The organism is Desulfovibrio biadhensis (genome assembly GCF_055388615.1).
In genome coordinates, this window is sequence record NZ_AP042477.1 from 3,377,353 (window position 1) to 3,402,278 (window position 24,926).

Genomic DNA, 24,926 nt, shown 5'->3' on the forward strand with positions numbered 1-24,926 from the left:
AGTGGCAGGCTCCCTTCCCGTGTGTGAAGGCAGGTATATCTCCGTCTGCTTTTAGCCATACAGGGGGGCACTGTGCGTGGTGCCCGCCAATAGCGTATTGCGTTGTTTTGCGCTTGCCATCTGGCGGGAGTTGCGTTGCGCCTCATCGCTTCTATAAGCGACGGTCCAGGGCTTCATGGATTTTCTCTGAAGCGGCCCTGTCGCCAAGCGCAGAGACGCGAACGCCAATGGTCGTCGTGGTTGGCGCTATTTCTTCCAGGTCAACCCAGACCTTCTGCCCATTGTAGTCGCCTTTCAGTTCTGCGTCCGCTATGCTTTTGGTTTCTTCCGTAAGGGTTATGCCCAGGTCCTGCAGCGCCAGTTTGGACGCGGCATAGGATTGGTCCAGATTTGCCTGATAGTTTCTTTCGAGCCACCCGTTTTCATATACGTATGCAGCAGTGGCGGCAGCGCCCCCGACTACCACGGCGGCGCAACCCATGAGACTCACGGTCATCAATAGTGCAGCAAGTCCGAAAAGAAGTCGCTTGGTGGTATACATAATTCCATACTCCTCTGTTCTTGAGGTGGAGCAATAATGCTGCGTCTTTCAAGTGATGGAGCAGAAACGTTCCATCTGTTCTTTAGGCAATAGTCAACATTAGTCTAAATATTCAGAAAGATAATCAGCAAAGGTGTCATCTCCGTATTCTTTGATCAACTCTTTTAGCTTTTTCCCTTCAACGTCTACGCCTTCATGTTGCATGATGCCTGAGAAGTGTTCCGCGAAAGCATTGTAGGCGTATTTCTTGTCTGTGATGAAGTGTGAATCGTCATAAAGCCTGAGCATGTCCAGTGCGAATTTCACCATTGGTCGCAACATCTTCCCTTCACTGTGCGTTATGCCTTCATGCATTGTGTGCTCCTTTTTATGTAAGTGGCTTTATGCCACATTTATATGTTTATCAGGATTTATTAGGATAGAACCTGTTATAATAAATAGAAACGGTTTTTTCTAAAAGGAAGGGGGCTTTTCGGGGGAGTTTTGGGGAAATAGAGACTCCCCGATGATACCCCGATGATTCCCCTCGAAAAGAGCTGTTTTTTTTCAGGGGGCGGTGTATTCTCCATAATTGAAAATCTTTTGGTACGCGCAAGGAAAGCGTGTTTTTAGCAAAACCCATATTCGGCTGATACAGCCGGAAAACAAAACCGAGGAGGCAACCATGGGTAACGAAGGCAAGAAGTACAAATGCGAAATTTGTGGGAATGTTGTTGAGATGGTTGAAGATGGCGGCGGCGAACTGGTCTGCTGTGGCGAACCAATGAAAGAAGTCTAGCTGTTGCTGGCGGCCGGGAACACGTTCCCGGCCGCAAAAAGCCCACATAAAGTACTTGAGCTTCTGCGGACAGACCAACAATGACCACGTCACGCAACAATTGGGTATATCACCTGTTTTTTGGCTTTGTGCTGGTGCTTTTACTGGTGCTGGCTTTCTTCATGCTGCAGCCGTTCGTTCATGCAATTTTTTTCTCTATCCTGCTGGCGTCGCTTGTTTCTCCTGTGCAACAGCGGTTTATACAGGTGCTTGGAGGGCGCAAAACGCTGGCTGCCATGCTCATGACAGCAATCGTCACCGTCGTGATAATCATGCCTATATCCATGCTGGGGCTGGCAGTTGTCCAGGAAGGTGTGGATACCGTACAGCAACTGGATACATGGCTGGAAAACGATCAATGGCAAGAGATGGAAAACAGCGAAGAAGTGCAGAACGCGAAACAATGGGCGAAAAATCAGCTTTGGCGACTTGATACCACATGGCCGGAAACACGTGAGAAGTTGTTCGAGCAATTTCAGGGATTGGCGGGGGCGCTGTTGCAAAAGGGCGCAAATGCCCTGGGTAACGCCACGCTTGTGGTGACGCGTTTTCCTGTAATGCTGTTTGTCCTGTTTTTTCTTTTGCTTGACGGCCAGAGAATGCACAAACGTTTTCAGGAGTTGCTCCCGCTGCATAGTGACCAGACGGAAGACCTGTTAAAACGCGCCAGGGGCATGTTTCATGCGGTTTTCATCGGCAGCCTGTTCACTGCTTTTCTACAGGGCGCCATGGCCGGACTTGGATTCTGGATTGTGGGGTATTCTCCTTTTTTGTGGGGAGCGGTCGCCGGGGTGTGCTCATTCATACCCATTCTGGGAACTGGGCTTGTCTTCATACCGCTTATAGCCCTGACATTGTTGAACGGCGAGTTCTGGTACGCGTTGCTGTTAACAGGGTGGGGTCTGATCATGGTGGGGCCCATTGATAATTACGTACGCCCTTTTCTGATGCCGAAAGAGGCGAAGATGTCACCGCTTTTTTTATTTTTGGCCATAGTCGGTGGGGTTCTCTATTTTGGATTGCCCGGACTGGTTTATGGACCTCTTGTTTTTGGCCTGCTGACAGTGATGCTCGAAAGTTTCAAGGACGAGTACCTGGAAGAGGCTGGCGCAAAACGCGCTGAAACAGCCGAAAATAGCACAACATAGGAGGTTTCTTGTGAGCGAGAACAAAGTGGATTTGATCGGTGTTGCTGCGGACAAGAAAGATAATGGTATGGACCGGAGGCAATTTCTTGGTGCTGCCCTGGCGGGGAGTGCTTTGCTTGCGGCAGGACCTCTTGTCTGGAGCACAAGCGCCCGCGCTGCAAACATGATTGAATTGCCGCCACTGCCTTATGCCGAAGATGCGCTGGAGCCTTATATTTCTGCCAGAACCTTGAGCTTTCACTATGGCAAGCACCACGCAGGCTATGTGAAAAAGACCAATGCAGGACTAAAAGGCACCAGCCTGGAGGGCAAGCCCCTTGAGACCATCATCAAGGACGCCGCGCAGGATCCGGAAATGAAGGGGCTTTTCAACAACGCGGCTCAGGTCTGGAACCATACCTTTTACTGGAATTCCATGACGCCAGGGGGCAGCAAGCTCGAAGGCAAGTTGCTTGATAAGGTGGTAGAAGATTTCGGCAGTGTACAGGCAATGGAAGAAGCCCTGGCCGGCAAGGCAACCGGGCAGTTCGGCAGCGGCTGGGCATGGCTGGTCCTTCAGGATGGAAAACTCACCTGTATAAACACCCCCAACGCTGAAACACCCATAGCCATGGGCCTTACCCCGCTTCTGTGCGTGGACGTGTGGGAACACGCCTATTATCTGGATTATCAAAACAAGCGCGGGGACTACGTAAAGGCTGTGCTGCAGAATCTGGCCAACTGGGAATTCGCCATGCAGAACTTTGAAAAGGCCTGATGTCGTATAACGTAAGTCGGTAATCGAGTGCGCTCCACGCCTTGTTGCTGGGGCGCGCTTTTTTAGCTTTCGTGTTTTTTTAGCGGTACAGAACCAGGGTGGGCCTTGTCATAAGCGGCGATGAGGCGTCCCAGTTCGAGGTGTGTGTAACGTTGCGTGGTGCTGAGGCGGGCATGCCCCAACAACTCTTGTACACTGCGCAGGTCGGCGCCTGCCTGGAGAAGGTGGGTGGCAAAGCTGTGCCGTAGCATGTGAGGAGAAACGTCTTGCGGCAGGCCGGCTTCCTTGGCCAGGGTGGAAATGATGCGGTTGGCTTGTCTGCGTTGCAGCCTTTTACCTTGAACCCCTAGAAACAGCGCGGTTTCTCCGCCTTTTGGATTAAGGAGAGGGCGCAATTCCAGATACGCCCCCAAAGCACGCTTGGCTGCATCGCCAAGAGGCGCCATGCGTTCCTTGTTGCCTTTACCCAGTACGCGTACCGCCTGCTCGCCACCGGAAACACTGTCTACATCGAGGCCCAATGCTTCGCTAATGCGCAGGCCAGCACCATACAGCAACTCGGCCAGGGCAATGTCGCGCAGCCTGACGGCCAGGTCAGAGGGGCTGGGCAACGCGCCTTTTTGGGGAGCCTTGCTCTCTACCAGCGCAACAGACTGATCGACGTTCAGCGCCTTTGGCTGGGGCTTGTCCTGTTTGGGGTTGCGCACCCCGGCAGCTGGGTTGTGCTGCATGATTCCCCGCCCTGCGCAATGTTTGAAAAAGGAGCGAAGCGCAGAAAGTTTGCGGGCCATGGAGCTTTTGCGCATGCCCTGGCGGTGCAGGTCTGCCAGAAATCGGCGCAGGTGGTCACGCGTTATGTGCTCGGGAGCAGCAAGTCCCGTCTCCAGGCCGCATTGCGACTTTGCAAAGGCGTGGAATTGAAGCAGGTCCTTTTCATAGGCCGCAAGCGTGGCTCCGGAGTACCCCTTGGCGGATTTGAGCCGGACCAGGAACCCTTCCAGAGGCTTGGGCAATGGTTCAGTCTGATTCTGGGGCGCGGCGGTCGAGGACATAAGAACTCTTGGGATCTTCCTTGGCCTTTTTCTTCAAGGCCATGGCCATTTGCGAGGCTTCACCGTAGTGCTTGAGCGAGCCGTCGCGGTTGAAAACCACTGCAAGCGAGATGGCCATGAGCGGGAAAACGCGGATGTTGCCTTGCCTGTCCGTGGAAGTGATGTTCCCGCGCTCGCGGTCTTCTTCATCATAAAAATTGGGTACGATGGCATCGAAACGCTGCACCACGCGCTTGCAGGCTTCCTCTGCCTCTTCTACGGGTACGATGAAGACGAAATCATCGCCCCCTACGTGTCCTACAAAGGAAAAGGGCAGGTTCATGCCGCGGATGGTGTTGACAATGATGCGTGCGGACATTAGGAGCGCTTCATCCCCGCGGGAAAAACCGTACTTGTCGTTAAAGCTCTTGAAGTAGTCCAGGTCCGCATAGGCGAGGGCAAAGTCATGCTTGGCCTCTATCATCTCCTGGATGCGCTGGATGATGGACGTATTCCCGGGCAGGCGCGTGAGGGGGTTGGCGTCCAGACTGCGGGAGGCGCGCAGCAACGTCAGGTTCAACCGGGCCTTGGCTTCTTTGTAGGCGACAGGGTGCATCAGAAAATCATCGGCTTCCAGGGTGCTCCAGTTCAGATCCTTGCCCAGGTCCCCTTCTTCAAAGCAGATGACCACAGGCACCTGGCGGTAAACATTTTCGCTTTTGATCAGGTTTACCAGCTCGGCGCCGTCCATGTCGGGGAGGTTGTTGTCCACCACAAGCAAGGCGGGCGGTTCCGTGAAAAGACGCTCCAGGGCTTGACCGCTGCGGGTGCAGTGGGTCCAGCGCACGGCTTCCTGGGGCCAAAGGCTGTATAGTATATCCGCCAGTTCTTCATCCGCAGTGATGCAGACAGCATCGATTTGCTGCGGAAAAGGGCAGAGACGTTTGTCGCAATTGTCCGACATCGAAACTCCGGGAAATGGGGTCAGGAGAAAGACAGGTCAGATACTTCAATGAACTTTTCGCCAAGGACATCCAGCACGCGTTCCAGGTCCAGCACCTTTATTTTCAAGAGTTTCATGGCCTTGGGGTCCAGGTGAGGGACATTGTCATCGCCTCCGGAACCGTACTCCAGGAGTCTTACCACAAAGTTGGCCAAATGCACTACACAGGGAAAGGCTGGATAATGCTCTGCACGCAAAGGTGCGTGGTGGTAGGCAATGGCTTCCTTGATTTTAGGGGGCATGTGCCAGTGGTCGCAAAGCCAGGCGTTGATCCGGTCATGCCCGAAGCCAAGAACTTCCGCTTCCGCATCCAGATAGGAGACATCCTTTTTTTTGACCACAGCGTCGATCTGTTTTTTGGCTTCCGGCAATTGCACTGCGGAAACAACCTTGCCCAGGTCGTGCAGCAGGCCGCAAACCGAATATTCTTCCGGGTCTTTGAGCTTAGCGGCGGTTGCGATTTCCGTACAGGCCATGGCGCAGCCGACACTGTGCTCCCACAGCCCCACCATGTTGGCGGTCATGATATCGAAGACCGAGGTGGAGATGATCACCCCGCGGATGACATTGAAGCCCAACAGAACCAAAGCGTGTTGGATGGAGCTTATGCGGCCGGGAAACCCGTAGATGGGCGAGTTGACCATCTTCAACACCTTTGCCGAAAGCACCTGGTCATAAGAAATGACCTTGGCGATTTGCTCGGTTGAGGAGTTGGGGTCCTCCACCAACTGTGTGACCTCATCGAGCACCTTGGGCAGGGTAGGCAGGTCCTTGACCGCCAGTATCTTGCCCTTGTGCTCGGTTCGCAGGTCGTCGACCATGAACTTATTCCTCACCCTTTTCGGGGTTTTTTTCTTCGAGAGCGGCCTCGGCTTCGGCAGCCTCGGCGGCTTCTGCCGCTGCCTGAGCTGCAGCCTTGAGCTGGAAGTATTCTTTAAGCCGCATTTTCAGCTTCATCATGAACGGGTCGGAACGGTACTTGCGAAACAGATGGTCCATCCGCTCGATGCGCTTGCTGAAGCTGGAAGAGTCGCCCATGCCTTCAAGGTTCAGGGGCGATCCCTTGACCACGATGGACTCTATGTTCATCGTTGCCAGGCGGCTAACGAGTGACTCGCTGATTTCTGTTCCTTCTGCGATGAGAACAAGCCCGTTATCCCGCAAAAGGGGTTTTGCCAGGATCATGCCGGGCTTGGCCAGGCGCACGGGAATTCGCTGCACGCTGGGCCTCCTTGACCGGATAATGGTATAGTCATATCGGCAGGGCGGGGGAAAATGATATACTATTCGCCTGACATTTTTCCCGCCAACGATTGCTCGCCAATATTTTCTTCCTGTTACACTACTTTTTCAGACAATGCTATAGATCATGCCTGGCTGCTGGCGTACTAGCCCTCGCATTTCCAGCAATAGCAGGGTTCTACTTACACGGGGGGCATCCCATGCAAGCTTTTCGGCCAACATGTCTATGTGGAGTTCCCCGGTTTCCTGCAGCACATGCAACAGGTCGCGTTGTTCAGGATCCAGGTCCTGAGGCACATCCTTCTTCTGAGATTGGGCAGAGGGGGCGGTATGGACGGGAAAAAGTTCAGGAGGCGAAACAGCCTCTTCCTGTTCTTCGAACCTGTCGCGCCGCTCCACTGCCGCGGCGGGGGCGTTCAGCCGCCATTCCTTCAGAAGGGGCGCAAGCTCTTGCAATACTTCTTCTGCAGAACAAATCAACTTGGCGCCTTGATTGATGAGCCAGAAACATCCCTTGTGATTTTTGGAGCCCCGCGGCCCGGGGACGGCAAAGACCTCGCGCCCTTGATCCAGAGCCTGGCGCGCTGTGATCATGCTGCCACTTTTTTCTGATGCTTCGACCACTATGACACCTAGCGACAGCCCACTGATAATGCGGTTGCGGACAGGGAAATTCCGTGGTTCCGGCGTTACGCCTGGGGCGTATTCTGTCAGTACCAGACCTTTCTGCCCCAGCCTGGTGCGCACGTCCGCATTGCCTGCCGGGTAATTCACGTCCAATCCTGCGCCAAGCACAGCAATGGATGACCCAGGCCCTTCCAGGGCCGAGATGTGTGCTTGCCTGTCTATGCCATAGGCCAGGCCGGATACGATAGTCAGCCCGGCTTTGGAAAGCCCGGTGCAGAGCTCGCAAGTGGTATCGCGTCCGTAGACGGTGCTTTGCCTTGTGCCTACAACCCCCACACTGGGCGCACCGAGCAGGGAGGCATCGCCCTGCGCAAATAGATAGAGTGGCGGGTCTGGAATCTCCCAAAGCCGGCGTGGATAGTAGGGGGAAGTATGCAGCAGCAGGCGGCAGTGTGATTCGCGTACGGCGTCCCACTCCTGACGGGCGCGCTCTCGCCAGGCATCCGTTGCCAGGGTTTCGGCCAGACCTTCCCGGGCCAGCTTGCGAGCCCCCCACTCCTTGTACTGCATCACGGCCTGGTAGGCAGAGCCGAAGCCTTCGATCAGGCGTTTCCAGGTGCGTGGGCCTATGCCTTGCGTATGGCGCAGGGCCAGGCAGGCCCAGAACTCCTTTTGCTCCGTATCTGCGAGGGTCAGTTGGGGCATGGCCCTTCGGCCTCAGTTCCCGAGTTGGGAAATTTTCTGGCTGGCCAGGGTGGCAGACGCAGTGCCAGGAAATTCGTCCATCAACGCTTGCAGGTAAAAACGGGCATTGTTCATATCACCAAGATTTTCATAGGCATAGCCTATCTTGAGCATGGACTCAGGAGCCTTTGCATGGCCAGGATGGCTGCCTGCGATCTCTTTGTAGGCCAGGATGGCTTGGTCATATTCGCCCGCCTGGAAGTAGGCTTCGCCGATGCGGAAGTAGGCGTCTGGAACCAGCTGGCTTTTGGGATTTTCTTTGACGAAGCGCTCCAGCATGGGGATGGCTTCCGCCGTTTTGCCCGCCCGTATGCGGACCAGAGCCTGCTCATACAGTTTTTGCCCTGCCTGTTCAGACTGGGCGGAGGGTGCTGCAGAAGCAGGAGGTACAGGTGGTGCAGGGGCTGGAGCTTTTTCTGATGTGGACGCTGTCCGCTTGGGTGTCGGCTTGGGTGTCGACTTGGATGTCGGCGCAGGCGTTGTCTTGGCAGCCGCTTTTGTAGCTGACTTGGGCGTCGATTTTGGCGTGGTCTTTCGTGCTGGCTTGGTTGCAGGCCTCGCAACCGTCTTGGGGCGTGGCGCAGGAGGAATCTGTGCAGAAGAGGAATACGCCATGGTTTCGCCCAGCATGGAACGGAGTATTTCTATCTGCCCCCTGTAGTCCGCCACGATTTCTTCCAGGGAGGCGACGCGCTGCACTGCCTGTTGTTCCAGCTGGCTCTGCCTGCGTTCGAGTTCCAGAAACTTGGCTTCCAGACTGCGCAGGCGAAATTCTGTGCTCTGGGTAAAGTCGGAATTCGCCACGCCTCCATTACGAGGCGCGCATCCCGCCATTAATGACAGAACAAGCAGGGTACAAAGCAGGGTAATTGCAGACTGGCAATCTCGAAAAGGCCGCATGGGCTTCTTCTCCTCCTGGAGCGTGCTGATGCGGACAAATGCAGGCCGAAGTGAGACGGATGCAACGGGCGGCAAAAGAAAAACACCACGTCAACCGCCTCATGATTGCTCTGCACCATAGGGTACAAGTTCGCAATAGGCAAGAAATCCTTGTTCTTTCATATATGTTGCGCAAAACTACCGACGCTGCACTGCGGTTGCCTTGAACGGTAAAATCAGGCATAAATCCTTGTTTTGTACTGCCAATAATGCAGAAAATAGTACGCGCAGCCTTGCCGAGGAGCTTACGTGAACGCAGAAATTTACAGCCCGCTGTTTATGGGGACTTTGGCTTTGACTAGCCTTATGGCTGTCTTTTTGCTGGCCGCTTGCGGTGCGCCTTTGGTCGCGCTGGTTGGCGAGCGCCATTATCTGGCCAAGAAACGCGTTTTTCTGGATAAATTTGCCAAACAGGTTTCAGCCATGGCCGCCATTGTCGGGCTGTGCACCTTGCCATTCACCGCCGTGATGTGGCTGATGGGGTGGGCCGGAAGCTGGTTCTTGCTGTACCTGGAAAATCCGGATACGCCGCTGCCGGAATTTTCGCTTGACCTTGCCGGCCCCGCCAGCCTGCTTGTTGCCGGTGTGTATGCCCTGGCATTGGGCCTTATTGTACTCTACTGGGTCACCTGGAAGCCCATGGCCAAAAAAGGCAAAGGAACGCACTCGTTTATCGGTCTGCTTGCTGCTTTGTGCTCGCTGGCAACGTTGATTTTGAGCATGGGACTGAAGCGTGCAACCCTTGAGATCCAAGGGCAGCTCACGGCGGATATCAGCCTGATGGCGCTGCATAAGAACATCTTTTTCCTTCCGTTTTCTTCACCCTTTTTGCCGGCCATGCTCCAGGTGTTGACGTTGTGCATTACGGCCGGGGGCGGCTTGGGATTGCTTTATCTCATGCTGCGGCGCAACAAGGAAGACTACGGCCGGGATTACTACGTATTCGCCTTTAAGCATGGCGCTTCTTGGGCTTTGGGCGGTGGTCTCCTGTCGTTGTTTCTTGGAGGCTGGCTGGCGCTGGTGCTGGTGCCCGGCATTACCCAGTTGCAATTTACAGACACCAAGGTTCTGTATTTTGGCCTGAGCGCTCTCTTTCTGATTGGCGCGTGCACGGCCTGGGGCGCAATCCAGGGCAGCAAAGCCCCCTTGCGCAACAAGCCTGCCGTGGTGCTGGCGGTCTGTTTTCTCTGGCTGTCTCTTTTTGCAGAAGGGGTGGGCGCCTACCTTGCCATGATGGCCTAGGCCGCGGCCCGACCTTGCATCGCCGCACTATTCGACGGGGGTGCTCCCTCCGCGACAAGGACCGGCGAAATCGCAATAATTACAAGCGCCTCCCTCGATGGGGGCAAATCCCTCGCTTTGCAGCATATGGCGTAGCAGAAACTCCAGTATAACCGGTATGCGAGTTTCGATCACGTCTGCCCGCTCTGTAGCACTGGGCTTGGGGCCAAAAAGCATGGCTTCCTTGCCTCCATCAGCGAGGGGCACAACCCCTGCGTCCCATGGCGTCTTGCCGCTTTGTTGCCTGCGCATCTGGCAATAGCAGGGCAGCTGGACGCTACGCACCCGTTCCGCGAGCTCCGGAAGCAAAGCAGCAGGGTGCTCACAATCCGGCCAGCAACGCAATCTGGCAAACAAGTCCTCGTCTTGCCACAGGCCTTTTTGGGGCAACCTGGGCTTGCCGGTTTTATAGTCCAAGACAATTTCGCCGTTTTCGGCTTCTACCCGGCTGTCGATGCGGTCCGCCTTCCCCTTGAGCATCACTGTGCGCCCGTCACTTTCAATGGCGCCCCTGAGAAAAGTTTCCACTTCCAGAATGGTTGTTTGGGGCATGTTCTCCAAATAGCGGGTCAAAAGCACAACGCCGGTACGCTCCAGCATAAGACGCTGATCTTGCGGGATGCGCGGGTAGAATTCGCTTTCGCGCAATTTGGCCAGGTACGTATCGCGCAGGGCCTGGGGATCAACCGCTCCCTGATGAAGCACGGATCCTGTCAGAGGCCTGAAAAAATCTTCCAGAACATGATGGATCAGATCCCCGATATCTTTGGGGTCGCCATCTTCTTCCACCACGTCCATGGGTTTTAGCTGTGCGATGCGCGCATAAAAGAATTTGGCAGGGCAGAGCAGGTACTGGTCCAGGGCAGATGGCGTAAGCCCTTCATGTAGAATAGTTTCCAATCTCCGGCCTGCTGTCTCGCCCTTGGTAATGGCACGGCGTTCCATACCGGGGGCGTGGATGGGATAGGAAACGGCGTGGACAGGCGGTTCGCCAGGGGTGAGCACATGCCCCAGTTCCTGTTCCTTGCGCCAGAGCAATTCTTCCAGAAATCGGCTGCGAAGTCGTTTGTCGTCCCAGAGAGAGCCGCCTTCCATGACATTCTGGTACAGCAGTGTGGCGTGTCTGGCGCTGTGCAGCAGGCGAAAAAAGGCGTGAGCCACCATCTCTTCACGATGGCGACTGTCTGGCAGCCCTGCCATACGGCGTAAGGTATCAGGCAGCAGGGGATCGGAGGCAGGGCGCCCCGGCAGTAGATCGTCGGTGGCGTCCAGTACGAATACGGTATCAAAGCTTATGCAACGGGTTTCCAGCAGGCCGAGTATCTGCAGGTCGCGCTCCCCTTCCGGTGCGACAGTGGGCGAGGAGTCAAAAGGAACGCGTTCATCGGCCAGTTCATCGCGTAAGATGGCGAAAATGGCTTCTTTGGGCAACTTTGTCGGCGCAATCGCGCATTGTCGCATGGCAGGAATGACACTGTACAGCAGACGGTGCAGACATTCAGCATCAATGGGAAAGCGCTCCCACAGGTCGCCGCCATGTTCCACCAGCAGGGTGCACAGGCCCTCCAGAGCGCGGGCAGCGTCATCCAGACATTCCACATGCACCCAGGCGTTCAGGCAAACATCCATGACGCGGCTAAAAAGGGTGTGCAACGCTTCGGGGGAGCCTTGTCGCACCAAATCCCGCCAACCGCCATCAATTTCCTGGGGTTCCCACTCCTGGGGGCGCACCGTCGGCGTCCCAGTGCGCATCACTTTCTCACAAGCCTGGAAGGCACGGTGCAGGGTGTCCCCCTTTTGCTCTTCAGGCGTTTGTTCTTCAGCCTCAGGCGTCTTGGTCGCAAGCATTTTCAAATACGGGTGGCGCAGCAATGCAACAACGTCCTTCCAGTAATAGGCGTCGGGCGCAGGCGCGTTTTCCTGCAGTTGCAGCAGACACTCCAGCAAGCGCGCTAAAGGGGAGCGCGCCAGGGGATACCCCATGGAAATGTTGACCCGGTCCTTGCGGGGCACATGGTGCAGCACAGGCAGCAACAATCCCGTTTCAGGCAGCACCACGGCGGTTTCGCCAGGCAGTTCGCCAGTCTGCTCATGGCCAACCGGCGCTGGCAGGGCGGCAAGACTGCGTTGGAGCGCGTCGAGTTGCGAGTGCAGATCGAATCCTTCATGAAATTCGATCTGTGGACCATCGGAATCTCGATCGGTTGCAGGTGTGCAAAGAAGCTCCGGCTGCGCCCCCCATCGTCGGGCAAGGGCTTGTATGGATGCGCATGACCAGTGGGGCGTCTCGCCAAAGGCAAGTTTCTTGTCGCCCTGCACGATCATGGTTGCGCCTTGTCGCCACAGGGCGTGAAAAAGCTGTTCTTCCACTTCGTCCATTTGGCTGAAGCCTACGAGAAGTATGTTGCGCCCTTCCAATATGGTGCATGCTTCCGCGGCATGACGCGCCACAAGACGGGCATCGTGCCCTGGCGTGGTCCATCCCTTTTCGCGCATGCGCTGGCCATATCGGGTAGCCACGTCGCCAAGTTGCTGCAACAGGGCTGCGGCAAACGGGTGGGGCTGCTGCTCGGGGTAGAGCATGTTTTCTGGATCGATGTCCCAGCGGTAAAACTCTTCCAGCAGGCTTTGCAGTCTGAGCCCCCATGGAGTGAACAGCGTGGGGTCGTCCATCGGAAGTCGTGAGAGGGGGCCGCCCCATGTTTTGGATTCCGCTGCAAGCTCAGAAACGCATTGCTGCAACACGCCAACACGGTCCAGTCTCCCCACTATGCGTCCTGGTTCGCCTGCAAGGGGGGGAGGCGTGTCACCCAGTAATCCTGGTAACTCCAGGTCGATGCGCAGTTTGGAAAAGAGCAATCCTGCGGAAACAACCTCTGGAGGCCGGCAGGGGCGGGGCAAACGAGGATCTGCCATGAGTGCGCGCAACAAATAAGAGCGAGGGCGCCGATGCGGAAAAACCAGCAGATGATTGCTCAAGTCCTCCTGTTGTTTTTCCGGGGTGGATTGCGCGCCAAGGAGCATTTCCGCCAACGCGGCCATGGTGTCGCACTCCCATGGAATGATGAGGAATTGCCCTTTGTTCACGGTAGCACCTCCTCGGTGCAATGTTGGTCAAGGTAGACAAGGACCCCCCGTGGCGCTGGAGCGGCTGCCGCGCCGGGAAGAGCAGCGAGCAAGTGCAGATACCCCCGGAGTTGGGTAACGTGTTCCGGACGCTTGGCGCCGGTTTTGTATTCCAGCGCCACCCAACCGCCCCCGTGATGCGCCAGACTGTCCACGCGAAAAATTTTGCCTTCGGTATCGAGTAACTCCTGTTCGCTTTGCGCTGTGGTCAGCAGGGGCGCGAGTGTCTCGTTTTCTCTGACCCAGGCGAGGGCCTGTCTGATGTCGGCTTCCAGTTCGGGATTCTCCTCGGCAAAGACCGCGGGGTCGTGGGGATCAGTAAAGCCTCGTATGCCGGCGCGTAACGCGGCCTCCACATCCTGTTCGGGCGTTGTCAGCGTACGCAGAAATTCCAGGCAGCGGTGGGTAAGGGTGCCGCGCAGGCGCTCGGCAAAGCGTTCTTCCTTGAGTTCCGAGCGGAAGATTTTCAGCTCTGGCAGCCACTGCATGGGGCGTTCGCCCACAGGCTCCAATGTTACGGGCGGTGGCGCTGGTTGCTGCGCCGCGAGATTTTTCTGCGGCAGGTCCAATTTTGCCAATGGTTGTCCCAGGGATGCCACGTCGCCATCATTGTGCAAGCCGAACTCCTGCAGCAGGATTCTCAAGGCGCGCAGGGCAGGCGATTTGCCCTCGAAGGTGCTGGTGCCCGTGATAAGGCAATACAGCCCCCGTACCGCCCGCGTCCATGAAACGTAAAGCAGATTGATTTGCTCCAGCAGTTGGGGCAGGGCTCTCGCGTAATAGGCGCTCCCGAGCTCTTCATACAGGCGGGTAAGTATGGCTGTGCCCTGGTCTCCGGTGCCGGAAGAAGATGACAGGTTCAGGCTGTTCAAAAGTTCGGGATCGTCCCAGGGAATGATATCAGTGCCAGGGGGCGAGTCCGCGTGATGAAACGGTACTATGACAAAGGGAAATTCAAGCCCTTTGGCCTTGTGAATGGTCAAAACGCGGACCGCGTCCAGGTTTTCGGGCAAAGGCACCTTTTGCTCGTCTCCGGATTCGTTCCACAGGTCGAGGAACGCGGCCAGGGATAACGCGCCCTGGGATTCAGCAACGTGGGCGGTTTCCAGCAGCCGCCGGATGAAGAGAGTATCTTCGGTGTGGCGTTCCAATAGGGAAAAACGGGAGACCACGTCGCACAGAATATCATAGGCGCTCATGAAGCCGGCCTGGTTTACCAAGGGAGCGCAAAAGCGTTGCCATATCTCGGGAAAGGCTTCGCGAAACTGCAGGTGCAACGGGCGTTTGTCTCGCCCGGCAAGCCACTCCTGAAGGCGGGGCGGTTCCAGGCCACAAGCATCCAGAAATAGCTCAGGGCCCGAAATGGCTTCCCAAAAGGCCAGGTCGTTGCCTGGGTAATCCAGAAATTCGAGGAACGCGATAATCTGACGAATCAAGGGGTGGGCATCGAGCATCAGACTGTTTTCCGTCACCACATAAACGCCCCAGTCCAGCAACCAGGAAGCGACTTCACCGGCCTGGCTGTTGGTACGCACGAGCACGGCCACGTCGCGTTGTCGCACGCGGGGTGCTTCGTTTTTCAGGCCCAGTTCTTCCAACAGGATCTGACGCAACCGCTCTTTTACGCCAGCAATGAGGGTGTCCTTGTCATCCCCGCGGATGTCCTCCAGATGCACAAAGCCACGCAAGCCTTTCTTCGAGGGGGCGACCTCCTGATGCGCCTCAGAATAGACGGTGCCTATCAGTTTCGCCAATTCCTCCTGTGCATACTCTGGGGCCTTGTCACCGAGCATGGCTTCGGCAACGTCCCTGGCAAGGACAGGGTCTTCGAGTTGGGAAAAGAAGCGGTTGATAAATTTCACAACATCTTCGCTACTGCGCCAATTGTTGGGCAAAGGCGCGGAAACTGGAGGAGCGGCAAGCACCTCTGCAATGCTTTTAATGCGGGGAATTTCTTCAAACAGTGAGGCGTCGCCTCCTCTCCAGCCGTAAATGGCCTGTTTCACGTCGCCTACATAGAACAGACTGCCGCCATGGGAGAGGGCTTCCTCCACCAGGGGCTGGATAGCTGCCCATTGCACACGGCTCGTATCCTGAAATTCATCCAGCAAAAGATGGGAAAGACGGTTGCCCAGCCGGCATAAAGCCTCGTTGATGCACGCAGCATCGCGCAACAAGTGGCTTACCAACCGCGGCAGCATCCCCATGGGAACGCGCCCACGCCCCAACATCATGGGGCGCATATCCAGCAGCAGGCGGTTGCAGAGCGCGACCAGAGGCGCCAGCAATTGCGCCGTACGCAAGGGGCGGCTCAGCGTATTATAGCGTTCCCAGGCGGCCTTGAAGGTTTCGTAACCCGTCATCAGGGCTTCAGACGCCAGTCCCTTGCTGGGCTTGTTCAGGCAGTCATCCAGGCTGGGTTTGGAGGCGTATACGGAGTCCGGTAGTTTGCTGGCAGGTCCATAAAGTTGCAATCCGTCCAGCTTGGCCAGAAATTTGATAAAGTTCGCGCTGAACTTCAGGTCACTGTTTGCCACTTGGCCTCTGAACGCGTCGCAAGCGTTTTGAAGCGCCGCAAATTCATGCACCAATGTGTCATGTAGCGGCTCCTTTTCGGCAAGATAAGGCGCGGGGCTGTCCAACAATAGGGTGAAAACCTGCAGTACCAGGCCATTGAAAGAGGTGGCGGGGAGGAAGCGTTTGCAACCTTCAAGATTCAGCCAGGCGTCAATGGCGTTTTCCAACAGCAAGGAGGCCTCGTCGTCCTCCTCCTGGGCTGCGGCGTTTACCAGCCGTGCATACAAAGGGTTGAATAGTTCTGCAGGCTGTAACTCGAGTTCTACGTCTGGTGACAGGCCGAGTTCAAGCGCGCCGAGACGCAGAATATGGTGCAACAGACTGTCGATTGTGCGAATGTTCAGATTGCCCAGACGCCGCATGAGAATATCGAGCCAGCGGGCAGCCGTGGCGGCGTCAAGCTCTGGGGCTACGTCGCCAGGCGCTGCACCCAGGGCGCGCTCCTTGAGCACGCGCAACACCCGCTGCTGCATTTCCGCTGCGGCCTTGTTGGTGAATGTTACGGCAAGTATTTCAGTCCAGGCGTAGAGGGACGCGCCGTACTGTTTTTCCGAGCCATCAAGACACGGCGCCAGGCTTTCCTCTTGCCTGGCAACGGAGAGCCGCTGCAGAAATTCCTTGGTGAGAGTATAGGTTTTGCCCGCCCCTGCTGAGGCCTTGACTATACGCAGCATCGTATTTTCTCCTTGGGTTCTTGCTGGCAGACCGTAAGAGAGTGCCCTAACCAGGGTGGGATTTCCAGAAGAAAGCTGTCGGCTTTTTCACCTGGAAAAAATTCCATTTTGATGCAGAAATAGCAGCTGTGAAATGTAGCATGATTATTGAACTGTGTGCATGCTCCTGCTGTTGGCTTTTGTTTTCTGCTTGAACCACGGGGTGGGTGGCAAAGTGTATAACAAAGGAACGCGGCCATCGGGTTGTGCCGACGACCGCGTTTTTTAGAACTTTTTACCAGGCGGCTTGGGAGGCTTCTTCAAGCGCTTCTGCAGTTGCATGGAATCGTGATGCAGGCACTCCCTAAACTATGCAGCCAGACTTGGGCGCAAAAGGTTCCGAGCTGGGCTTTTGCCCTGTTGATTCCAGCACAGCGCGCCAGTAGTCCGAGGCGATGTTCAACTTGCGGCGTTCTTTGGTAACCAGCTTCAGGGGGAGGTGCACGTAACGGTCTTGCAGCATGCTGACCACCATGCCTGTCTTGCCGGCCATTGCCGCATGGACTGCGTGCTGGCCCAGGAAACCACAGTATATCCTGTCGTTTGCATTGGCAGGCACAGAACGGATGATGTAGCTGGGGTCAATGAATTTGAGTGTGTATTCGCGGTCTTTTGCGTTGAAATAGCGCTTTATTTCCTGGATCAGCAATTGGCAGATATCACCCAGGACGGGGTTGCCTGAAGCGTCCTTTTCACCACTGATTTGCAGCAGTCTCTGGCCTGCGCCTTCTGCACAGAGGATGACGGCGTGTTTGCGTGAGGCGAGTCGTTCTTCCAGTTGGGTTAACAGGCCGTTTTCGCCCTCAAGCTCAAAGTCCATTTCCGGCACGAGCACGAAATTGACTTCTTTCAGGGCCAGGGTCGCCTGAGCGGCAATGAAGCCTGATTCTCGCCCCATGACCTTAACCAGGCCGATGCCGTTCATGGCGCCTGTGGCTTCCGTATGGGCGCACTGGATGGCCTCAGTGGCCTTTTCCACGGCGGTGTCAAATCCAAAAGATTTGCGTATAAAGCTGATATCGTTGTCGATTGTTTTTGGTATGCCGATAATTGATATCTTTCGGTTGCGGCGTTCCACCTCTTCCGTGATGGATTGGGCGGCGCGCATGGTGCCATCGCCCCCGATCATGAACAGGCAGCTGATGTTCATGCGTTCCAGGCAGTCCACTATCTCATCGGGCGCCTGCGGGCCGCGGGATGAGCCCAGAATGGTGCCGCCAAAATGGTGGATATTTGCTACGCTGTTGGGGGTAAGCTCCCATACTTCATGCCCGAATTTTGGGATGAAGCCCTGCAGGCCAAAGCGGAAGCCCAACGTGGCCGCTACACCATAGTTGTGGTGAGCTTCCATGACGATGGCCCGGATGACGTCATTGATGCCGGGGCACAGTCCGCCGCAGGTAGCAATGGCGGCCTTGGTCTGGGTTGGGTTGAAATACAGATGCTTGCGGGGGCCGGCGACTTCGAAATCAAAATACAAAGGCTGTGAGGACGGACCGTCCTGCTGGTCTTCGCTGATGTTTATCATCACGCTGGCCGGTTCGTTTGCAACGTGGCAATAGGGCAGCGGCGAAGGAATTTTGGCAGTGCCAAGCGCCTTAATTTTAGTATCGATGGCAACTTGTTGCGGTATAACCGGTTTTGGCTCGTCAGCCATGAGCTGATCTCCCTGCTTCAGGTTCGAAAAACGGGAAGTTCCCGCAAAATATCCACTCTCTTGCGTCTAGCGCGTTTCCGGCATCATTGTAAAGCTCAGGCAGTATTTTGCGATAACTTGTAACAACTATTTAACGAGTCCCAGCTCCTCGGCCCTGGCGGCCATGGCCTCTATGGCAAGGCCAAAGAATGTGCCAAGATCCAGATCTATCTTTTCGCAATCCTTGATGCGCTCACGGTCCACATTGGCGGCAAAGGCCTTTTCTTTCATCTTTTTCTTCAGGCTTTTGGGTTTCATGCCGTTCATGCCTTCCGGCCGGACAAGGGCATTGGCAGACACGAGCCCCGTCACAGATTCTGCCGCGCGCAAGGCGAAATCCAGACGTGACTCCGCCGCAACGCCGGTATATTCTCCGTTGTGGGCCTGGATGGCGTGGAGCGCTTCGGGAGGGAGCTTGTTTTCTAAAATGTCCATGGCCATGACACCATGCTTGTCTGGCGTTTCCCGGGTATGGGGGAAATCCACATCATGGAGCAGACCGGAAATGCCCCAGAGGGTCTTGTCTTCGCCAAAATGATCGGCAAGGCGTTCCATTACTGCCTCGCTCGCCAGACAGTGTGAGAAGAGGGCTTTGTCTGGAGATTGCGCTTGAAAAATAGCCAGAGCTTCGTCACGGGTAAGCATTGTTTACGCCTCCTGAAAATGAAACATTATTGACGGTCTTGTGACTTCGATTGCCAATTCCCATGTTTTTTTGCTGCATTTTCAAGCAAATCGCAATACGGCACAGCATAATTGCAACATTTGCATAATTGCAACGGAGTTGACACAAGGCTAAAAATAACGGAATAAAAAGTATTTGCACACGCGACATTGCGCTATGTCGAGGCCTGGGGGCGCCAGGAAAACTGACATGGTTGCGAGGTCTTATTTTCGCAGACCCTTGTCTTCGGAATACAGACTTCTGATTGGGTTTTCCGGCGGCCATCATCGCGTGTCGCCGCATACGTCCGTAAGCTATGAGGGCGTTGCGCAATCTATATAACCTCAAGAGACAAAATATAAATATTTTGCGCTCTTAGTAATAAAGCATGAGCACCATACTAGGCGTTAAGTTCCGCGATGCGGGACAAATCTATTATTTCAGCTCCGGTGCGTTTGTCGTCAATCAGGGCGATGCCGTGATAGTGAACACCGACCAGGGATACGGACTGGGCTACGTGGTCATTATTTGCGATGAGTTGCCGCAGGACGCTGAAATCGAGGAATTGAAGCCCATCTACCGAATCGCGGCCGACGATGATGTGGAAAAGCAGAAAGAAAACGAAGAGCTGGCCCAAGAAGCCTTTGAATATTGCCGCAAGCGCATCCGTGAACGCAAGCTGGAAATGAAGCTTGTGGAAGTGGATGTTTTTTTTGACCGCAGCAAAATCATCTTTTATTTCACTGCCCCAAATCGGATAGATTTTCGTGAACTGGTCAAGGATCTGGTGCGTACGTACCGTACGCGCATTGAATTGCGTCAGATCGGTGTGCGGCATGAAACCCAGATGGTTGGCGCTGTAGGCAATTGTGGTCAAGTTTGTTGTTGCCGTCGTTTTCTGCGCAAGTTCGCCCCTGTAACAATACGCATGGCGAAAGAACAGAACCTTTTCCTTAATCCTGCCAAAATCTCGGGCATGTGCGGCAGACTGCTTTGTTGTCTCAGCTACGAGCAAAGCAATTATGAAGAATTTCACCGGAGCTGTCCGAAAATTGGGAAGAAATACACGACCAGAGATGGCGTGCTCAAGGTCCTGCGCGCGAATCTCTTTCGCAACAGCCTGAGTGTGGTTATGGACGGGGGCGAAGAGCGCGAATACACCCTGGAAGAATGGGCTGAACTCGCTCCCAAAAGACCTGACCAGACGCAACAGGGCGGCCAACAAGGCTCCCAGCAGAAAGAGCAACAGGCAGACCAGCGGGAATCGCAAAAACGTAAAGGCAAGCCAGCCAAGCAACAGGATTCTTCTGCCGCATCCAGCAGGCCCGAAAAATCCGAGCAGGGCGGTGGCGCTCCCCAAAAGCAGAGGAGCGAGGCTGAAGCCCCTAGAAACACGGCAACCGAAGCCGCCGCGTCGGAGCCCGAGACCTCTGCAGCGCCTGATAGTGGAGGTATCTTTGGGCTTGGTCCGGACAAAGGCCCCAATCCTAGCCAGGGTGCATCTGCAAAGGGTGGAGGCGACGAAACTGCTGGTCAACCTGCCGCTACGGAGAAGGACGGAACTCCTCGCGACCGCTCAGGTGACAGGAACTCCAGGTCAAAGCGTAAACGGTCGTCACGGTCTCGCAGAAGCGGACGCTCCAAAGGGCAGTCCGGCAATGCGGATAACCGCGGGGACTCCAGGAACGATAATAGAAACGCCAAAGGGGACGGGCGAGGCGATCAAAAAGCCGATTCTCCAAACGCAGGCGGAAAAAAACCTTCACGTGAGGGGGGCGATAAAAAGCCCCAGCGCCCCAAACCACCGCGTCCGCAAAAGCAGGAAGGTGGCGCAAAGCCCGAAGGCGAAGCAAAAAGCAAGCCCCGCCGTAAACGCCGGCGTAAACCCAAACCTAAACCGAACCAACAATAACGGTCTGAATACAAGATGAAAAGTTTCTTTATTTCTACGCCCATATATTACGTCAATGCAAAACCCCATCTGGGGCATGCGTACACAACTATAGTTGCAGACACCATGGCCCGTTTTCACAAAGGGCAGGGTGAGCAGGTATTCTTTCTTACCGGTACGGATGAACACGGTGACAAAATCGTGCAGGCCGCTGAAAAGAATGAGCAGAGTCCACAACAATACGTGGATCAGATCAGTAGCCTCTTCCGTAATCTCTGGCCCAGTCTGGGCATAGGCAACGATCGCTTTATCAGGACTACAGATGAAGACCACAAGCGTGTTGTGCAGCAGTTCATGCAAAAGGTCTACGATAACGGCGACATCTATTTTGGTGAATACGGCGGACACTACTGTTACGGGTGTGAGCGCTTCTACACTGAAAAAGAACTTGAAGACGGCCTGTGCCCGCAGCATCAGACCAAGCCGGAGTTCATTCAGGAAAAGAACTACTTTTTCCGCATGGCCAAGTATCAGGGGTGGCTGCTCGAGCATATCAAGCAAAATCCCGACTTCATCCGCCCCGAGCGCTATCGCAACGAGGTTGTAAGTCTGCTGGAAAGCGGCGCCTTGGAAGACCTTTGCATCTCCCGCCCCAAAACGCGGCTGGAGTGGGGAATCGAGCTGCCCTTTGATAAGGACTACGTCTGCTATGTCTGGTTCGATGCCCTTATCAACTACATCACCGCCCTTGGCTGGCCTGATGGCGAAAATTTCAAAACGTATTGGCCCAATGCGCAGCATCTGGTGGCCAAGGACATTCTCAAGCCGCATGCGGTATTTTGGCCTACCATGCTCAAGGCGGCCGGCCTCGAACCCTATCAGCATTTGAACGTGCATGGGTACTGGTTGGTTCGTGAAACCAAGATGTCCAAATCTTTGGGCAATGTCATCGAGCCCCTTGCCATGGTGGAGCGCTACGGCCTGGACGTTTTCCGCTATTTTATGCTGCGCGAAATGCACTTTGGCAATGACGCCAGCTTCAGTGAGGAAGCCTTGATAGGGCGGCTCAATGCCGACTTGGCTAACGATCTGGGCAATCTTTTCAGCAGGGTGCTTTCCATGGCCAAAAAGTTTTGCAAAGGGGTGGTTCCTGCTGCTGCCTCCTCGCAAGATATGGACAGCGACATCCGCACGCTGGCTTTGGACGCCTCCCGCAATTACGCGCAGCTTTTCGAGCGCGCGCTCTTTTCCCGCGCTTTGGACGCGTTGTGGGAGCTGGTACGCGCCTGCAATAAATACGTGGACGAAGCACAACCCTGGGCCTTGAACAAGGCTGGCGACACGGAACGACTGGGCACAGTCATGTACACCTTGCTTGAGGCCATGCGGAAAATTGCTGTCCAGCTTTGGCCTGTAATGCCTGAGACTTCGGAGAAGATGCTCGTGCAGTTGGGGCAGCCTCTCAAAGAAGGCGCCATCCCCGACCTGGCTGCCGAGGTGGAAGGCTGGGAGCTTTTGCAGTCAGGCACGCCTCTGGCGCCCGCATCGAACCTGTTCCCGCGTATTGATCTTGAAGCTTTGGAAGCCCAGGCGGAAAAGGCAGCGCCCAAGGAAAAAGAAGCCAAGAAGCAACAGCCTGCGGCGAAAAACGCCGCCCCCGCCGCCCCTGTGGAGAACATTCAGTTTGAAGATTTTCAGAAGCTGGATTTGCGCGTGGGCACGGTGTTGGTTGCCGAGCCGCACCCCAAGGCGGACAAGCTACTGCGTCTGGAGGTTGATCTGGGTGAGGAACGCCCCCGCCAAATTGTGGCCGGGCTCCGTGAATTCTTTTCTCCGGAAGAGCTCCAAGGCCGACAGGTGGTCGTTGTAGCCAACCTGGCCCCCCGCAAACTGCGCGGCCTCGAATCCCAGGGCATGGTCATGGCCGTGCGCTCGGAAGGCGGCATGCAGCTGCTTACCACCACCGGCCCTGTTGTGAATGGCAGCAAGGCTTCCTAAAATTATCTGATTCGCCAGATAGGTCTTCGGGGGAGCCCTCTTTTAAGGGAGCTCCCCCGAAGACTGTAGATGCATATTCTTCTATTCCACGCAGATCATCTCGAAACGGTTGCCGGTGATGCAGGCGCCGCCTGTGGAAGTGACCTCAAAGGTGTTTTCCACCCCCACCATGCCCAGCCCTCGGATTCCCATTTTGGGTTCCAGGGCCAAGACCATGCCTTCTTCAAGAGGGGCGTCAAAGCCTTTTGCGATGACAGGGTATTCATCAATGGCCAGGCCGATGCCGTGACCGATGAAAGGCACTTTGTTGCCATCCAGGGCCATGAAGCCGTCCAGCATGTCGGCCTTTTCGATCATGGCCATGCTTTCTGCATATAGTTTGGAGGGAATGGCGCCGGGTTTCAGATTCTCTGCGATGTAGGCTTGGACATCCATACATAGTTGATGCGCATGCCGCACATGGTCCGGGATGCTGTCGGCGGAACCGCCCCAGTATACCTGGGTTTTGTCTGTCTGGTAGCCCTCCAGGCAAAAGCCGATGTCGCAGGCAAGGGGCTCCCCCTTTTTCCAAATTGCGCCGGCGTAGCCCATGAACGGCACGGCGGGGTGCTCGCCCATGAGGCCCACCGGGCCGTTGTAACGGCTCGGGTAGTTGGCGCTTTCACCTGCTGAGACGTGCCCCAGAAAAATATCCTCTCCCGGGGTGCTCATGCGCATAAGCCCCGCGTGCCCCAATGAAAAAAAGACTTCCCAAGCCTTGTGGCAGATTTCTCGCTCGGACATGCCAGGGGCGATGATCTCCGGCAACAGTTGTTGCAGGCTGCGGTCATGGCGCTCTCCACACGTTCGCAGCTTGGCAAGTTCCCAGGCGCTTTTCCAGCTCCGCGCATGGGAAAGCACCTTGTCGCCGGGTATGAACCGTTGCTTTTCCATACGGGACGTCAGCAGGTTCGCCAGGCTCCAGGTAATGCCATTCATCTCCGCCGCCACCGGAGTGGGCGCTTCCGGAAGAGGTACGCCCGCATCTGCCAGCAAAGGTGGGATGTCGGCATAAGAGCGGAACGGCAAAATGTTTTCCACCAAACTTTCAAGGCGGGCGCGCTCTATGCCTTTGCGGCACAAAAGAACAGGGGCGCCTTCTTTGGGTAGCCAGAAAGCCCCGTTGGCCAGATGACCGCTCAAATAATAAATATTCACTGGTGAGAAGAGCAGCAGACCCGTTGCTTCGGGAACGAGTTTGTCCAGGTGGCGGCGACAACGTTCGTGTCGTGCTTCCAGTTCTTCGGCCGGGATGACTTCAATGGCTTGAAATTCAGGGACTGATACCTGCATGGAAAACTCCTGCGGAAATGCTGTAAGTGTTCGATTGTTCGACACGAGTGAACATTTTTTTGCCAGTGGCGCAAGTAGTTGCGAGGGCGAAAAATAAACGACCCGCTTCTGCGGTGTGCAGAAACGGGTCGAGAAGCATTGTGTGTAAAGTGGATTACGGCTCGATAGTGGTGCCGAGTACTTTGAGGAACTTGCTGATCCATTCGGGATGCGCGGGCCAAGCGGCAGCTGTGACCAGGTTACCATCCACATAGGCGTTGGTGACAGTATCATTTGGGGCGGCCCACTTGGCGCCGGCGGCAATGACGTCGGGCATCACGGCAGGGTAGGCGGTGCATTGCTGCCCTTCAATGACGTCTGCAGCGGCCAGCAATTGCGGGCCATGGCAAATGGCGGCGATGGGTTTTTTCTCATTACCGAAATGCTTCACAATTTCGATAACTTTGGGATTGAGGCGAATGTATTCAGGGGCGCGGCCACCAGGAATGACAAGCGCATCATAGTCTTCAGCCTTCACATCGTTGAAGTCGAAGTTGATGGTGAAGTTGTGGCCGGGCTTTTCACTATAGGTCTGATCTCCCTCAAAATCATGGATGGCGGTGCGAACAGTCTGGCCTGTCTTCTTGTCCGGGCAAACGGCATGGACAGTGTGGCCAACCATGAGCAGCATCTGAAAAGGCACCATGACTTCGTAATCTTCAACGTAATCACCCACCAACATGAGAATTTTCTTCACAGCCATTTCACATACTCCTTAACTAGGTTTGTTGGTTCAGCTTAGAATGCTATTCGACAGTCC

Annotated in this window: 19 protein-coding genes and 1 pseudogene; 6 read left to right on the forward strand and 14 right to left on the reverse strand. The window is 55.4% G+C overall.

The genetic code is table 11. The features are described from left to right. Positions 1-151: 151 nt before the first annotated feature. A complete protein-coding gene (locus ACZ5EH_RS14640; RefSeq protein WP_464274622.1) occupies positions 152-541 on the reverse strand; it encodes a DUF3568 family protein in 390 nt (129 codons plus the stop codon). 99 nt (positions 542-640) lie between these two features. Continuing rightward, entirely contained in the window at positions 641-895 is a 255-nt protein-coding gene (locus ACZ5EH_RS14645; protein WP_464274623.1) for a hypothetical protein, read from the reverse strand. A gap of 310 nt (positions 896-1,205) precedes the next feature. Here ACZ5EH_RS14645 and ACZ5EH_RS14650 point away from each other — a divergent pair. From ACZ5EH_RS14650 to ACZ5EH_RS14660, 3 genes and pseudogenes are all read left to right on the forward strand, one after another. Next, a pseudogene (locus tag ACZ5EH_RS14650) lies at positions 1,206-1,310 on the forward strand (desulfoferrodoxin FeS4 iron-binding domain-containing protein); the annotation flags it as partial. 89 nt (positions 1,311-1,399) lie between these two features. Next, complete coding sequence (locus ACZ5EH_RS14655) at positions 1,400-2,506, forward strand: AI-2E family transporter (protein ID WP_464274624.1); 1,107 nt, start codon at positions 1,400-1,402, stop codon at positions 2,504-2,506. Positions 2,507-2,516: 10 nt separating this feature from the next. Beyond that, positions 2,517-3,263, forward strand: coding sequence for a superoxide dismutase (locus tag ACZ5EH_RS14660; RefSeq protein ID WP_464274625.1), 747 nt, complete (start codon positions 2,517-2,519; stop codon positions 3,261-3,263). A 62-nt stretch (positions 3,264-3,325) separates the two neighbouring features. On the opposite strand, the gene ACZ5EH_RS14665 is transcribed toward ACZ5EH_RS14660, so the two are convergent. The 6 genes from ACZ5EH_RS14665 to ybgF form a co-directional block, all read right to left on the reverse strand. After that, positions 3,326-4,315, reverse strand: coding sequence for a tyrosine recombinase XerC (locus ACZ5EH_RS14665; protein WP_464274626.1), 990 nt, complete (start codon positions 4,313-4,315; stop codon positions 3,326-3,328). Then, positions 4,281-5,258, reverse strand: coding sequence for a GGDEF domain-containing response regulator (locus tag ACZ5EH_RS14670; RefSeq protein ID WP_464274627.1), 978 nt, complete (start codon positions 5,256-5,258; stop codon positions 4,281-4,283). Before ACZ5EH_RS14670 ends, ACZ5EH_RS14665 begins: the two co-directional genes overlap by 35 nt. Positions 5,259-5,278: 20 nt before the next feature. Then, positions 5,279-6,118 (reverse strand): HDOD domain-containing protein, encoded by an 840-nt coding sequence (locus ACZ5EH_RS14675; protein ID WP_464274628.1) that lies wholly within the window; start codon positions 6,116-6,118, stop codon positions 5,279-5,281. A 4-nt stretch (positions 6,119-6,122) separates the two neighbouring features. Further along, positions 6,123-6,518 (reverse strand): hypothetical protein, encoded by a 396-nt coding sequence (locus ACZ5EH_RS14680; RefSeq protein WP_464274629.1) that lies wholly within the window; start codon positions 6,516-6,518, stop codon positions 6,123-6,125. Positions 6,519-6,647: 129 nt separating this feature from the next. Then, the gene (gene dprA / locus ACZ5EH_RS14685; RefSeq protein WP_464274630.1) at positions 6,648-7,871 is read right to left on the reverse strand and encodes a DNA-processing protein DprA; all 1,224 of its coding nucleotides are present in this window, start codon (positions 7,869-7,871) and stop codon (positions 6,648-6,650) included. A 12-nt stretch (positions 7,872-7,883) separates the two neighbouring features. Further along, a complete protein-coding gene (gene ybgF, locus ACZ5EH_RS14690) occupies positions 7,884-8,810 on the reverse strand; it encodes a tol-pal system protein YbgF (RefSeq protein ID WP_464274631.1) in 927 nt (308 codons plus the stop codon). A gap of 288 nt (positions 8,811-9,098) precedes the next feature. Here ybgF and ACZ5EH_RS14695 point away from each other — a divergent pair, with 288 nt between their 5' ends. Next, on the forward strand, positions 9,099-10,091 hold the full coding sequence (locus ACZ5EH_RS14695) for a hypothetical protein (protein WP_464274632.1): 993 nt from the start codon (positions 9,099-9,101) through the stop codon (positions 10,089-10,091). Positions 10,092-10,118: 27 nt separating this feature from the next. Here the strand turns inward: ACZ5EH_RS14695 and ACZ5EH_RS14700 are convergent, their stop codons facing one another. The 4 genes from ACZ5EH_RS14700 to ACZ5EH_RS14715 all read right to left on the reverse strand — a co-directional run bounded on the left by ACZ5EH_RS14700 (position 10,119) and on the right by ACZ5EH_RS14715 (position 18,887). Continuing rightward, complete coding sequence (locus ACZ5EH_RS14700; RefSeq protein ID WP_464274633.1) at positions 10,119-13,217, reverse strand: PD-(D/E)XK nuclease family protein; 3,099 nt, start codon at positions 13,215-13,217, stop codon at positions 10,119-10,121. After that, positions 13,214-16,507 carry a UvrD-helicase domain-containing protein gene (locus tag ACZ5EH_RS14705; protein WP_464274634.1) on the reverse strand — a complete coding sequence of 1,098 codons (3,294 nt, stop codon included), beginning with the start codon at positions 16,505-16,507 and terminating at the stop codon, positions 13,214-13,216. Before ACZ5EH_RS14705 ends, ACZ5EH_RS14700 begins: the two co-directional genes overlap by 4 nt. A gap of 343 nt (positions 16,508-16,850) precedes the next feature. Then, positions 16,851-18,203 carry an ATP-dependent 6-phosphofructokinase gene (locus ACZ5EH_RS14710; RefSeq protein ID WP_464274635.1) on the reverse strand — a complete coding sequence of 451 codons (1,353 nt, stop codon included), beginning with the start codon at positions 18,201-18,203 and terminating at the stop codon, positions 16,851-16,853. Positions 18,204-18,329: 126 nt separating this feature from the next. Next, positions 18,330-18,887, reverse strand: coding sequence for an HDIG domain-containing metalloprotein (locus ACZ5EH_RS14715; RefSeq protein ID WP_464274636.1), 558 nt, complete (start codon positions 18,885-18,887; stop codon positions 18,330-18,332). A gap of 407 nt (positions 18,888-19,294) precedes the next feature. Here ACZ5EH_RS14715 and ACZ5EH_RS14720 point away from each other — a divergent pair, with 407 nt between their 5' ends. Together ACZ5EH_RS14720 and metG are read left to right on the forward strand one after the other, a co-directional pair. After that, positions 19,295-20,818: a PSP1 domain-containing protein gene (locus ACZ5EH_RS14720; RefSeq protein ID WP_464274637.1), complete on the forward strand. Its 1,524-nt coding sequence runs from the start codon at positions 19,295-19,297 to the stop codon at positions 20,816-20,818. Positions 20,819-20,833: 15 nt separating this feature from the next. Continuing rightward, positions 20,834-22,795 (forward strand): methionine--tRNA ligase, encoded by a 1,962-nt coding sequence (gene metG, locus ACZ5EH_RS14725; RefSeq protein ID WP_464274638.1) that lies wholly within the window; start codon positions 20,834-20,836, stop codon positions 22,793-22,795. Between the two features lie 81 nt (positions 22,796-22,876). Here metG and ACZ5EH_RS14730 read toward each other — a convergent pair whose 3' ends face one another. Together ACZ5EH_RS14730 and ACZ5EH_RS14735 are read right to left on the reverse strand one after the other, a co-directional pair. Then, positions 22,877-24,127, reverse strand: a complete 1,251-nt coding sequence (locus ACZ5EH_RS14730; RefSeq protein ID WP_464274639.1) for a M24 family metallopeptidase — start codon at positions 24,125-24,127, stop codon at positions 22,877-22,879. A 154-nt stretch (positions 24,128-24,281) separates the two neighbouring features. Further along, positions 24,282-24,869: a DJ-1/PfpI family protein gene (locus ACZ5EH_RS14735; protein ID WP_464274640.1), complete on the reverse strand. Its 588-nt coding sequence runs from the start codon at positions 24,867-24,869 to the stop codon at positions 24,282-24,284. Positions 24,870-24,926: the final 57 nt, after the last annotated feature.

What these genes read in the sequence shown, in the direction of transcription:
- ACZ5EH_RS14640 (WP_464274622.1), bottom strand. Translation starts at nt 541, where the DNA reads ATGTATACCACCAAGCGACTTCTTTTCGGACTTGCTGCACTATTGATG.
- ACZ5EH_RS14645 (WP_464274623.1), bottom strand. Translation starts at nt 895, where the DNA reads ATGCATGAAGGCATAACGCACAGTGAAGGGAAGATGTTGCGACCAATG.
- ACZ5EH_RS14655 (WP_464274624.1), top strand. Translation starts at nt 1,400, where the DNA reads ATGACCACGTCACGCAACAATTGGGTATATCACCTGTTTTTTGGCTTT.
- ACZ5EH_RS14665 (WP_464274626.1), bottom strand. Translation starts at nt 4,315, where the DNA reads ATGTCCTCGACCGCCGCGCCCCAGAATCAGACTGAACCATTGCCCAAG.
- ACZ5EH_RS14670 (WP_464274627.1), bottom strand. Translation starts at nt 5,258, where the DNA reads ATGTCGGACAATTGCGACAAACGTCTCTGCCCTTTTCCGCAGCAAATC.
- ACZ5EH_RS14675 (WP_464274628.1), bottom strand. Translation starts at nt 6,118, where the DNA reads ATGGTCGACGACCTGCGAACCGAGCACAAGGGCAAGATACTGGCGGTC.
- dprA (WP_464274630.1), bottom strand. Translation starts at nt 7,871, where the DNA reads ATGCCCCAACTGACCCTCGCAGATACGGAGCAAAAGGAGTTCTGGGCC.
- ybgF (WP_464274631.1), bottom strand. Translation starts at nt 8,810, where the DNA reads ATGCGGCCTTTTCGAGATTGCCAGTCTGCAATTACCCTGCTTTGTACC.
- ACZ5EH_RS14705 (WP_464274634.1), bottom strand. Translation starts at nt 16,507, where the DNA reads ATGCTGCGTATAGTCAAGGCCTCAGCAGGGGCGGGCAAAACCTATACT.
- ACZ5EH_RS14710 (WP_464274635.1), bottom strand. Translation starts at nt 18,203, where the DNA reads ATGGCTGACGAGCCAAAACCGGTTATACCGCAACAAGTTGCCATCGAT.
- ACZ5EH_RS14715 (WP_464274636.1), bottom strand. Translation starts at nt 18,887, where the DNA reads ATGCTTACCCGTGACGAAGCTCTGGCTATTTTTCAAGCGCAATCTCCA.
- ACZ5EH_RS14720 (WP_464274637.1), top strand. Translation starts at nt 19,295, where the DNA reads ATGAGCACCATACTAGGCGTTAAGTTCCGCGATGCGGGACAAATCTAT.
- metG (WP_464274638.1), top strand. Translation starts at nt 20,834, where the DNA reads ATGAAAAGTTTCTTTATTTCTACGCCCATATATTACGTCAATGCAAAA.
- ACZ5EH_RS14730 (WP_464274639.1), bottom strand. Translation starts at nt 24,127, where the DNA reads ATGCAGGTATCAGTCCCTGAATTTCAAGCCATTGAAGTCATCCCGGCC.
- ACZ5EH_RS14735 (WP_464274640.1), bottom strand. Translation starts at nt 24,869, where the DNA reads ATGGCTGTGAAGAAAATTCTCATGTTGGTGGGTGATTACGTTGAAGAT.